At 31.2% G+C, this 10,520-nt stretch carries 12 protein-coding genes; all 12 read right to left on the reverse strand.

Going from position 1 to position 10,520, the window contains the following annotated elements; translation table 11 throughout:
• Positions 1-198: hypothetical protein (locus ACY2RS_RS15190; protein ID WP_490099518.1), on the reverse strand; the 198-nt coding region annotated here is incomplete at its 3' end.
• 221 nt (positions 199-419) lie between these two features.
• Complete coding sequence (locus ACY2RS_RS15195; protein ID WP_490099519.1) at positions 420-806, reverse strand: hypothetical protein; 387 nt, start codon at positions 804-806, stop codon at positions 420-422.
• On the reverse strand, positions 799-1,164 hold the full coding sequence (locus tag ACY2RS_RS15200; protein ID WP_490099520.1) for a DUF6864 domain-containing function: 366 nt from the start codon (positions 1,162-1,164) through the stop codon (positions 799-801). The genes ACY2RS_RS15195 and ACY2RS_RS15200 overlap by 8 nt, the downstream gene beginning before the upstream one ends.
• A gap of 162 nt (positions 1,165-1,326) precedes the next feature.
• Positions 1,327-2,691 (reverse strand): hypothetical protein, encoded by a 1,365-nt coding sequence (locus ACY2RS_RS15205; protein ID WP_490099521.1) that lies wholly within the window; start codon positions 2,689-2,691, stop codon positions 1,327-1,329.
• Positions 2,692-2,920: 229 nt separating this feature from the next.
• A complete protein-coding gene (locus ACY2RS_RS15210; RefSeq protein ID WP_490099522.1) occupies positions 2,921-3,505 on the reverse strand; it encodes a hypothetical protein in 585 nt (194 codons plus the stop codon).
• Between the two features lie 159 nt (positions 3,506-3,664).
• Positions 3,665-4,159 carry a hypothetical protein gene (locus ACY2RS_RS15215; RefSeq protein ID WP_490099523.1) on the reverse strand — a complete coding sequence of 165 codons (495 nt, stop codon included), beginning with the start codon at positions 4,157-4,159 and terminating at the stop codon, positions 3,665-3,667.
• Between the two features lie 163 nt (positions 4,160-4,322).
• Positions 4,323-4,733, reverse strand: coding sequence for a hypothetical protein (locus ACY2RS_RS15220; RefSeq protein WP_490099524.1), 411 nt, complete (start codon positions 4,731-4,733; stop codon positions 4,323-4,325).
• On the reverse strand, positions 4,723-5,040 hold the full coding sequence (locus tag ACY2RS_RS15225) for a hypothetical protein (protein WP_490099525.1): 318 nt from the start codon (positions 5,038-5,040) through the stop codon (positions 4,723-4,725). Before ACY2RS_RS15225 ends, ACY2RS_RS15220 begins: the two co-directional genes overlap by 11 nt.
• Before the next feature lie 587 nt (positions 5,041-5,627).
• Complete coding sequence (locus ACY2RS_RS15230) at positions 5,628-6,332, reverse strand: hypothetical protein (RefSeq protein ID WP_490099526.1); 705 nt, start codon at positions 6,330-6,332, stop codon at positions 5,628-5,630.
• A 940-nt stretch (positions 6,333-7,272) separates the two neighbouring features.
• A complete protein-coding gene (locus ACY2RS_RS15235) occupies positions 7,273-7,644 on the reverse strand; it encodes a hypothetical protein (protein WP_490099527.1) in 372 nt (123 codons plus the stop codon).
• 78 nt (positions 7,645-7,722) lie between these two features.
• Positions 7,723-8,397, reverse strand: coding sequence for a hypothetical protein (locus ACY2RS_RS15240; RefSeq protein WP_490099528.1), 675 nt, complete (start codon positions 8,395-8,397; stop codon positions 7,723-7,725).
• Positions 8,398-9,945: 1,548 nt separating this feature from the next.
• On the reverse strand, positions 9,946-10,520 hold a 575-nt coding region (locus tag ACY2RS_RS15245), incomplete at its 5' end, for a hypothetical protein (RefSeq protein WP_490099529.1).

Here is a 10,520-nt window from a genome sequence, read left to right on the forward strand (position 1 = left end):
AAATCGATTTTCCATAAAGTCAGATTCTGATCGATCTATTCGGCTGTTTAATTCTTCATGACTCATAGGTTCAATGGTTCGTTGATTTGTAGAATCTTTTTCTTTTCTTAAAATTTTTTCAAGACGAGAAATTACTTCTTCACTTTGAAGTTTTAAAAATTCTTGCACAAATTCTATTTTTCGAGCTTCTAAATCCATTTCAGTTATCTTTTAATCAAAGATACAAAATTATCAATTCTTAAATCTTTTTCTTGAATTATCAAATTGGTTTGCTTGTTGCCAACGGTTTTGTAAAGCTTTCCGATGCGGATTTCGTTTACTAATTTACTTGAAATTTCCCGAATAGGAGTAATGCTTGTTTTTTCGGAACAGTAAATCAACTAAGCATTGGAAGGTTTACTTTGTTGGCAACTGGCTTTTTATTTGACGGGTAGTTTATATTTCGGTTTTGCTTTTATTTCACTTATAATTTTCTTTAGGTTATTTCTGTTATTCCGCCAAACTATAAAACATATGATTGCAAGTATAAAACATATTCCTCCAACTAATGTATTCAAAAATAATTCAACTGTGAAATTACTTTCGGGTGTTAGATTATCATAAATGTGATAGGCATTAATAAGTGATGGAATTGCCAATGCTAAAGTTGCTATAAAAAAATCTTTCCAAATTGAATTTCCAGATTTTTCTATCAAATTTAACTCCATATTATTGATTGTATAGTCAACTCTATTTAGGTTATAATGAATATAATTTTCTTGTAGATCCTTGTTTATTTCTTGAATGTCGATTTCTTGATTATTCATCAGTAACCTCCTTTCCTAAAAGCCAAGTATAGTGGATGTGTTTTCCTCCTTTATCTAAGTTATAAATTCTAAAATTAAAAAATAACGATCGACCTTTATAAATTCCAAATGATATTGGTTTAATATTTCCAGTTCCTAGAGTATTGTTATAGTTTGTAAAAGTCATTTCGATAACTCTACTTTCTGTGTCACTTTTTTTTGCAAAAACTTTTTGTTCTTTAGTAGATTCATCATCCACGAAAAATAGTCGGAGAGTTTGAATGAATTCTGAGTCCAATTCAAAATCAATTGATTCATTCAAATTTCCAACGACAGAGCCTGTATCTAATACATCATAATCGCCAATTTTTATTTTCATATTTTTATGTTTTGCTTGTTGCCAACGGTTTTGTGTATGATTTCGTTGCGTGTTTCAGCAACTAAATTAGCAAATACAAACCAAATAGAAAATCCGCGAGGATTTTCGTAAGTAGGCTAGAACTAGCAATGAATTATACACGTTGTTGTGCTTTCGTACTTTTTAATTCAATAATATTGTGCTGATTCTTTTTCCTTCATAATCAACCATTCTTAAAATAATTTCTCTAATTAATTCATCCAAAAGATAAAATGTAGTTAATCCGTCTTGACCGTCTCCAATATCGCCTCTATGTACTGTTTTATGTCTTACAACATCTATCAGTTTATTGATTTTTGGTGTAACAGGGATATCAAAATCATTTATTATTCGATACATTTTATCGGTTGTTGAATGTCTTTTTATTTGGTTTAAATTGCCAATTTTACTTTTTACAGTATCATATGCGTTTCCAAACTTGTCCTTGTTTTGTTCAATGATTTTATTTAGTTCATCTTTTATTGGCTTATAATCAGTTTTATTTGGTAAAAATTCTTCTTTCTCGCCAAGATATTCGACATACATAGTTGTCAGTCTTTCAAATGCAATTATTTGAATGAAAACTTTTTCTTCAATGCTATTGGTTTGTTCTGAATTACTTAAATAATAAATAATTGATTTTAAATCTACTTTATCACACCAGTTGATGAACTTGTCAAAATTAAACATTAGGAATTTGCTTAAAACTCGTTCTCCTCTATGAAATGGGTCATTGACAGGAATGTAACTATTGTATCTTCTGTTGTCTATTCTTTTGAACGAATATGTTACTGTTTTTTCTGCATCTATTTTACCAATACTAAAATATGAACCATAACATTCTTTTTTAATTCTTACTTCAGCTCCATTAATAAAGGAAAGTGCAGAAACATAATAATCCTTGAGTTCTAAATATTTCTTGTAAGTTAATCTGTTACTATTTTCATCTGTAAACTCGACAATAATATCATTTTCTTTTTCTGAAAGTTTATAGTAAGTCTGACTATATGGATGTTGTTTGTAAACTAAATTTGTTGTCGTATGGTCTCTTTTAAAATTGTCAAAATCTTCTATTTTTTCTCCTCCTCTTGCTCTAATTTCTTCTGTGAAATCGGAAAATTCAATTTTGAGTCCTTCCAATACGAGGTACTTTATTAAAGGTTTAAAATCACTATCCTCAAAACCTTTCTTCTTTTTCTTTATGTGCTCCATTTTTCCATAACAAACCATTTTTATTCTTGATAAATGTGGTGTGTTTTGAGAAAATCTTAAATTGTCAATTTTAAGAACATTGTTTTCTTCTGTTAAGCAAGTAAGATTATAATCATATTGTAAATATTCTCGAGAAGTATCTTTCATTAAAGCTTTCAAATCATATTCCTCATTTACATAAAGGTCAAGTCTTATGAATCCATCGTCTGAATAAACAATACCAAAAAAGAATGGAATTGTAATCTTATTGGATAAGACTTGTCCCTTTTTAATTCTGTATAATTCTTGAATTTCCATTTTTTGGGTATGAAGCACAACGGCTCCGTATATGAAAAGTAGCGCTGAAAATAAGCGGTTACTTTTCGGATGAAACACAAGCCGAATTTTTAAATTTTACTATTTATCTTTTTTATTGGAAATTGTCAAATTTAAAAATTTGGCGACTTTCCAAAAATGGCCAAACCTTAGTGTTAGCAAAGATTAGCGCTATTTTTTATATACATTGTTGTGGTGCGTTTTTCTGCATTTAGTTATTCCAATAAGTTCCGTCAGCAATATTTTTCGCTACCACATTTATTCTGTCAACTTGCTCTTTAATTTGTTGGTCATTTAAGAATTTCGGATTTTCTTCTATCCATTTTTCTATAATTCCAGAACTCCAAGCCTCTGGTAATTTCGCATAATCAACGTAGTCTGAAATATAAGCAAATTCATTTATCATCGATAGTTTGTCTTTATCAAAATCATTCTTAAACCGGTTTGCGATTATATAACCTTGATGACAACATTCAAGATGTTCAGCGTAAAGTTTTGCAAAAATCAGCGTAACATATTTTTCGTGAGCCTCTTTGTCAATAGTTCGTAATTCCTTAAAAGCTTTTATAATTCCATTCGGAATTGAGTCAAAATTTGATGAACGTTTTGGCGCATACTGTTCAGAAAATTCCGCTACAATTTTTTTGAAGTCTTGTTTTTTAATTTCCGATTCAGAGTTTTTAGTTTCCTCAAATTCCGAAATTCTTTCATTCCACGTATCAATTTGTTTCTGCTTTTGGTTACAACTAATCAGCAGAAATAAAATCGGTAAAAAAAGGATTTTCTTTAAACTCACAATGTTTTTCTTAAATGCACCACAACGTTTCTGTATAAAATTCCGATGCTGGAATTCTGTCACTAAGTTACTTTAAATTATCCAAATACGAGTGATGCTTGTTTTTTCCGAAAAGAACAATCTAAGCATTGGATTTTTTACTTTGTTGTGTGTAGTATTTCAGGGTGTAATTACAGTTCCAAAAATTATTATCATAAAACCAGTAAATGAAAAAATAAAATCGACTGGTCGAGGTTTTCGGTTATCTTCAGGATCGATTTCTTTCGGATTTAAAAGCATTGTCGTTACGATGAAATAATCTCCATATTTATGTTGGTTTATTAAATTCAGAGTGTAAATAGTCAGAATTGTTATTGGTAAAGCTTTCAACCAAACCAAACGATTACCATTTAAAGTTTGTAATTCAGTTAAATCCTTGAAAAAATAATAAATGATTAATTGAATTAGCCCAATAATTCCCCAAATCAGTAATACATTTTTATTCCTAAATCGTTTATGGAAAACATCAAAAATCAGAAAGACGAATGCAAAAGGAATTATAAAATAAAATTCAGAAATAAAATCTTTATCGTATAAATTGAAATTATAAATTAACCATATTATAAGATTAATTCCTATGTAACTCAGAAGTAAATTCCAATCTATTCTTTTCAATATCAGATTCAGTTTATATTACACACAACGGTCTCGGCTATGAGTAGTTGCGTAAAGCACTAAGTTAGCAAAAAGGCACGGAGTGAGGAATATTCGACAGAATATTCCGATTGGCATTTACCAACCCAAGCAATTACTTATAGCCATTGTTGTGCATAGTGTTTTATTCGGTTAGTGGAATTCCATATGGTCCAGATTCAGAAACAGCTTTTGAGTAGGATTTTTTATTTAAAGTATCCATTTTTAAAAATTCCGTTTCGTTTATTAAAATCCGAATCAAATTATCATTCCAAAATATTTTTATGTCTTCGTTTTTTATTTCGCTCTGAATTGAAAATTCGTTCGCAATGTTTTTAGTCAAAGGTGGCTGAAAATCATTTTCGATAAATTCTTTTACGTTTGAACTCGTGTCTACCAAAGTACCACGAGAGCATATGAATCCATCGAATTCAATTCTATTTTCGGAATCAAGTACATAAGCCCAAATTGAGTGTTGGTCAGAATCAATGACTAAATTTCTGTTTTCCAATTTATTGTATTCCGTTATGTAGATTTCCGCTTTGTTAGTTTCCATACATTTTATTCAAATCCAATAATTTATGCCCAAAAATCGATTTGGTTTTCAAGTCTACAATTATTGTCATAAATACATTTTTTGAATTAGTCGGAAGTAATATATGGTCATAAGTTTTTAAGTCATTCCGATATACTTTTTCGACAAGTTCTTTTTCGAGTACAAGATTGTCAATGGTTTGGTTTTCAACCAACTCTTTTACATAGCTCCAAATGTCAATCGGTTCGTCAATTTTCATTTGAGTAATGTCGGTCATTCCATTACCAAAAGTTCTCTTAAATTCTATTTCGGTTAACTCCTGCGTCATTTTTGGACATTATGCACAACGGTTTTGTAAAATGTTCCGATGCTGGAACACTTTCGCTAAGTTACTTGATTTATCTCAATTTTCAATGATGCAAGTATTTTCCGAATAGGAAAATCCGAAGCATTGGACATTTTACTTTGTTGCAAACTGTACTGACACAGCAGAGTGGAAGTAGAGCAGTTTTCATTCAGCATTTTATTCCGCGCAACACTCCGCAACACAATTCCGCGAAACTTGCTCAAATCAGTTTTAAATTCCGTTTGAGTGAATTCCACAATCCATTCCGCAGTCTCAAGCTCAATTCCGAAATATTAGATTTCTAAAATGGTTTAATCTAACAGAGAATTTTTCGGATTGAAAAATTCCGCTAGCGATTCACCGGATTGGTAAGTTCACAATTTTAGATGATTTAAAATATTCAGATAAAACTGGTTCGGAAGTATAGTTTGCAACGGTTTTGTAAAGCTTTCCGATGCGTATTTCGTTCACTAAGTTACTTGAAATTTCCCGAATAGGAGTGATGCTTGTTTTTTCAGATTAGTAAATAAACTAAGCATTGGAAGGTTTACTTTGTTGGCAAATGTATTTTACCAATACACTAATTCAATTAATATTATTCGTTTTATTAAATAATCATTAAGATCAGTATTTGATTTTAATATTCTTTGGGTAAATATTGAAGGATTTGAATTGCCTGTCATATCTCTATATTCAAAATATTCGTTTATAAAACTAGGTATATTAAAAACTGCTTTTACTGCTTTGTTGTAACTACCTATGTAGTTTAATTTTTTTCGATTGAAGGCTTTTTTTATAAATTCATCTTCATTCATACCTTTCAAATGGTTTCCATTAGATTCAGATTTTCCATATTCATATGTTCCATTAATAGAAAGTGATTTCCATCTTATATTTAATTTTGAATCTGAGGTTTTAAATTGCATTTTAGCAATATCTTTTTCAATCCAAATTGAATCGGGAATACTATATATCTGTAGTTTTAATTTGCTTTTTTTAAATTTTTCGAACCCATCTTTCAGAACTTTCCTAGGGTCTGGAGTTTTTCCAGAATTATTTATGTCTTTCAATAATCTTTTATATGAATCATTAATATTCATATTCGGATAAAATTTGTTCAAATAGTTTTTTTCAAAATCTTCAACTAAAAAAGTCAGAGTTTTGCTTTCATTTTCTCCAAGAATGCTCTCAAATTCTATGATTCTATTTTCATCTTGTCCTTTGGAGCAACCAAAAATAAAAATCAGTATAAATATCAGATAGATTTTTCGCATTTGTTTCTTGATATATTTGCCAACGGTTTTGTATAACGCTCCGATGCTGAAACGCTTTCACTAAATTAGTTAAATTATCCCAATTTGAATCATGCAAGTATTTTCCGACTAGGAAAATCCGAAGCATTGGGCGATTATACTTTGTTAACTTTTCGGTAGTGCCGACGAGAGTATGCCGCAAACTTGCTTTAATCAATCAATTCAGATAATTACAAATCTATCCGATGAACGAATTTTTGTAAACTTTCCTTTCATAAATTCAGTCAAAATTCTAGAGTTTTAATTTGTTTTGATTCGCTTATAGATTTTTCAGAAATGACTTTTATTCAGAAAATTCCGCTAGCGATTCACTAGATTGGTCATTGATGTTTTTAGCTCCAATTTTTTCGGATAGAAATAGGTTCCGCGCTACTGAAAGTTAACGGTTTTGTAAAATGTTCCGATGCTGGAACGTTTTAGCTAAGTTAGTTTATTTTATCCAAATTTCAGTGATGCAAGTATTTTCCGAATAGGAAAATCCGAAGCATTGGACTTTTTACTTTGTTGCCTTTTCGGTTTTACCCACAAGAGTTTGCCGCAAACTAGCTTTTACATATTTTCAGATACAAGTATTGTTATCCGCTGAACGAATTTTCATAGACTTGAATTCAGAAGCAGAAACTTTAATCTTTTAGAAACTTTGATTTATCTGCGAATTTTTCCGCTCGAAAAATTCCGTTAGCGACTCACCGGCTAGACGAATTTATAATTTTCGGCATTCAGATTTTCGGATAGAAACCATTTCAGGAAAACTGAATGGCAACGGTTTTGTAAAGCTTTCCGATGCGGTTTTCAGTCACTAAGTTACTTGAAAATTTCCAAATAGAAGCAATGCTTGTTTTTTCGGAAAAGTAAATAAACTAAGCATTGGAAGGTTTACTTTGTTGCCCACTGTATTTTTTTAATATCCAATTCCGCTAAATTTAGCAAATGTTGTATCAGATTTCACTTCAAACTTTACCCATCGGTCAAGCGAACCTCCATTTGTGTAATATCCGCCGCCACTCATTTCCTTTTTTCCATTCGCGCGAGTAAAAGTCAGCGAGTAAGCTCCGTCGGATTTATTTTTCCGCATCGATAAGAATTCCGTCACGCTTTCATTCGGTTCAATTCGGTCAATATTAATCACGTCCAAATTTTCAGATGTGGTAAATTCCACATTACTGATCGGTTCGCCAGAGTCGTTTTTAATTTCCATTTCAATTCCGTTTTCGTTGAACATAAAACACGAGTTCAAAGTCAGAATTATTGTGATTGCGAGCAGTTTTTTCATATTGTGGGCAACGGTTGGGCTATGATTTCGTTGTGGAATCATCCGCAGGATTATTCCGCCGAAATCCAGCCGTTTGATTTATAGATTAAACATCGATTTAGCTTTTCGCCACAATGAATTATAGCCATTGTTGCCATTAGTTTTTATTCCGTCAATAAAAGAATCCAATTCGGTTTGTTCCAAGTTGTTTGTATTATCATAAATCAAATAAAAAGTCAGTACAAAATTCCGAACCTCGTAAGTCAAAATTCTCAAATTTGAAGGAATTGTTTCAGTTCTATTTTTGGTTTTATAGTCAAATCCGTATTCCGTCGAAAGTGCGCCAGTCAATTCGTTTTTCAATATCCTTTTGGCGTTCATTTCCACTAGGTTAGTCTTTTTTGCCAAATAAGGTGTCCACATTAACTCAAACTTGTTTATACTCCGAATGTTGAGATTACTTCCGCCTTTTAATGCTCTGATGTCAAATAGATAGCACGCAATTATTGGTCTTCCATTATTTTTTTTAAGTGTAAAAACAGGTGGAAAAATCCCGTTTTCAAAGCTCTCTCTATCCTTTTTTGAAAATTCCGAGTTTTCTGGAAAAACATATTCCTTTTTAAAGTTTTCAAAAATTCCGCCGTCATCAACAGTAAATCCGTTGGGAATTGGAATTGAAATTCCGATGTCGTTCAATTCAACAGTATTTTCTAAAATCTCAACCTTTGGTTTGAATTTCAGTTCTCGGATTTTTATTTGGTCAGTTAGTTTCATTCAAATTAATGGCAACGGTAAAGTATATGATTTGTTTTGCCTTTATCAGGCAATATTTTCAGTTGTTTTAATCTTTAATTAAAAGTACTAAAATATAATCCATTTATCCCTATGGCAAAATAAATTATATACCCTAGTTGTATGCAGTATTCGGCCAGGCCTTATGATTCAGAGAATACGTAGTCAGTCAGATAACGCATTTACCTCTGCTTTTTGTTTTTTATTCAGTTTATAAGGTTGAATATAAGCTGAGTCCAAAACATTTCGATGTCAATTCATGAATTCATACTACCACTTTTCACTATATCAGTCCGTTACTTGATTTTCCAAAAATCAATCACTACCTTCGACAAGCTTTTGAAGCGTAACAACGTTTTGAGAGTGCGAACTCTCCACGATGCAATCGCAAAAGCTTGGCAATCCGATTTATCCTAACTCAGATTGATATAGTGAAAAGTGGTCTTCCGAATAAACATCGAAAAGCAATCCTTCCTGTGATCTGTCTTATTGCTTACAACGGTAAAGTATATGATTTGTTTTGCCTTTATCAGGCAATATTTTCAGTTGTTTTAATCTTTAATTAAAAGTACTAAAATATAATCCATTTATCCCTATGGCAAAATAAATTATATACCCTAGTTGTATGCAGTATTCGGCCAGGCCTTATGATTCAGAGAATACGTAGTCAGTCAGATAACGCATTTACCTCTGCTTTTTGTTTTTTATTCAGTTTATAAGGTTGAATATAAGCTGAGTCCAAAACATTTCGATGTCAATTCATGAATTCATACTACCACTTTTCACTATATCAGTCCGTTACTTGATTTTCCAAAAATCAATCACTACCTTCGACAAGCTTTTGAAGCGTAACAACGTTTTGAGAGTGCGAACTCTCCACGATGCAATCGCAAAAGCTTGGCAATCCGATTTATCCTAACTCAGATTGATATAGTGAAAAGTGGTCTTCCGAATAAACATCGAAAAGCAATCCTTCCTGTGATCTGTCTTATTGCTTACAACGGTTTTGTAAAATGTTCCGATGCTGGAACGTTTTAGCTAAGTTAGTTTATTTATCTCAATTTTCAGTAATGCAAGTATTTTCCGAATAGGAAAATCCGAAGCATTGGACATTTTACTTTGTTGCTTTTCCGTTGTGACCTACAATAATTTGCCGTAAACAAGCTTTGGTCAAACGTTCAGATTAAAACGGAGTTATCCGATGGACGAAATTTTATTGAAATTGATTCAGAAATTCAGTCAGAATTATCGAGTTTTAAATTGATTTGATTCGCTTACTGGTTTTTCAGAAACGACCTTTATTCAGAAAATTCCGCGAGCGATTCACCAGATTGGTAATTAATATTTTCAGATCTAATTTTTTTCGAACTCGCACTTTTCGGAACAATGGAAAGCAACGGTTTTGTAAAGCTTTCCGATGCGGTTTTCAGTTACTAAGTTACTTGAAATTTCCCGATTAGGAGTAATGCTAGTTTTTTCGGAATAGTAAATCAACTAAGCATTGGAAGGTTTACTTTGTTGTAAAACGTTTTATTCAGTTTTAATAATTATTCCTGAAAGATCTCCATTATTTTCAGTTCTGTACTTTAGGGCTTTTTTTTCAGTGAAACTAAAAGTGTCTTTTTTACAATCAGTAATTTCGAATGTTTGAATTTTAGTTTCTAAGCTAGCTTTTTTAGAAATTGAATCAATTACAAATCCTTTAGATTTTAGATTGAATACCCTTTCCGAAATCCATTCTATTTTTCCTTCATGTGTAGGATGTGGTAAAAAGTAAACAAATGTACTTTCATAAATTCGAAATTTGTTATTCAAAAAAAACATTGATTTATCATCATATTCAAACTTATAATATCCGTTATTCAATTTGCAATTCAGTTTCTCTTTTTTTATAAAAAAATCTGCGTTCTCTCCTTCGTATTTTTTCTGTAAATCATTCAGGAAATAAAATGTAAAACCAATCCCGAAAATTATTCCGAAAGCGAAAATGAAAATGAGTATGTCTTTTGTTTTTCTCAAATGTTTTACAACGGTTTGGTATATGTTGTGTTGCGGAAAAATCCGTAGGATTCTTTCCGATGGACTAAAGTTAATTAAAATGGATA

This window comes from Patiriisocius sp. 208BN25-11, from assembly GCF_058147145.1.

Coding starts and splice junctions, on each gene's coding strand:
- ACY2RS_RS15225 (WP_490099525.1), bottom strand. CDS start 5,040: ATGACGCAGGAGTTAACCGAAATAGAATTTAAGAGAACTTTTGGTAAT.
- ACY2RS_RS15230 (WP_490099526.1), bottom strand. CDS start 6,332: ATGCGAAAAATCTATCTGATATTTATACTGATTTTTATTTTTGGTTGC.
- ACY2RS_RS15235 (WP_490099527.1), bottom strand. CDS start 7,644: ATGAAAAAACTGCTCGCAATCACAATAATTCTGACTTTGAACTCGTGT.
- ACY2RS_RS15240 (WP_490099528.1), bottom strand. CDS start 8,397: ATGAAACTAACTGACCAAATAAAAATCCGAGAACTGAAATTCAAACCA.
- ACY2RS_RS15205 (WP_490099521.1), bottom strand. CDS start 2,691: ATGGAAATTCAAGAATTATACAGAATTAAAAAGGGACAAGTCTTATCC.
- ACY2RS_RS15200 (WP_490099520.1), bottom strand. CDS start 1,164: ATGAAAATAAAAATTGGCGATTATGATGTATTAGATACAGGCTCTGTC.
- ACY2RS_RS15195 (WP_490099519.1), bottom strand. CDS start 806: ATGAATAATCAAGAAATCGACATTCAAGAAATAAACAAGGATCTACAA.
- ACY2RS_RS15220 (WP_490099524.1), bottom strand. CDS start 4,733: ATGGAAACTAACAAAGCGGAAATCTACATAACGGAATACAATAAATTG.